1 protein-coding gene is annotated in these 937 nt (G+C 41.5%); it reads left to right on the top strand.

All coding sequences use genetic code 11. The features are described 5' to 3' along the window. Positions 1-211: 211 nt before the first annotated feature. Positions 212-937 (top strand): AI-2E family transporter (locus ACWHAR_RS24240; protein WP_452088079.1); only part of this gene is annotated, 726 nt, incomplete at its 3' end.

The following is a 937-nucleotide window of genomic DNA, read 5'->3' as shown; positions in this document are numbered from 1 at the left end:
ATTTGATGAAGCAAAAAGCGTAGAGGCTGTTGAAGGCATGAAAAAAATGAAAACAGCAGTCTGAAAAAAAACGGCCCATCCATGGGGCCGTTTTTTTAATTGTTTAAGAATTATTAAGGTAAGGACAGAGACCTCAGCATTTTTTTGTTATATAATTTACAAATGGATACTATATTGAATGAAGGACGTTTGTCCTAACAGGAGTGTATAAATGGCCGCTTTAGTTAAATTTTTTCAGCACCCGGGAGTAAGGCGTTTCTCCATCTTTGTCGTGTTAACTGGTGTGTTATATCTATTTAAGAGCATGATCAACTTAATATTGCTTACCTTCATTTTCACATTTCTAATGGATCGTTTGGAGCTTGTCGTGCGGCAGTTTGTAAGCCGGTTCTTCCGCGTGAGCCAGCGGGTTGTCATTACGTTTCTTTACATGTTGCTGGCTGTGCTGCTTACAGTCGGGGGCTTTGTGTTTTATCCGGTCGTCGCGGCGCAGATCCAGCAGCTGGTAAAGCAGATTAAACATATTGCGTATCATCCTGACAGCATCCCTTTCTTTGATGAGATCACCAGTGTCTTCGGAGATATTAACATCAGTTCATATGTCAAAGAGGGCTTCAATGTAGTGTATACGTATCTGGCCGATATTAGCACATTCGGCTTGCAGGTCGTGATGGCGCTCATTCTCAGCATGTTTTTCTTATTTGAGAAAAAACGGCTTTCTGAATTCATGGCGAAATTTAAAACGAGCAAACTGAGGGTCTTTTATGAGGAGATTGCTTTTTTCGGAAGCAAATTTGCAAGAACGTTCGGCAAGGTGCTCGAGGCTCAATTTATCATTGCGCTCGTCAACTGTATTCTGACGTTTATCGCGCTTTGGATTATGCATTTTCCGCAGCTGTTTGGGCTTTCGATTATGGTGTTCTTCCTTGGATTGATC

It is taken from the genome of Bacillus sp. LR--39, assembly GCF_053613335.1.
Note: the sequence above shows the minus strand (reverse complement) of the source record. Positions and strands in the feature narration are given on the sequence as shown.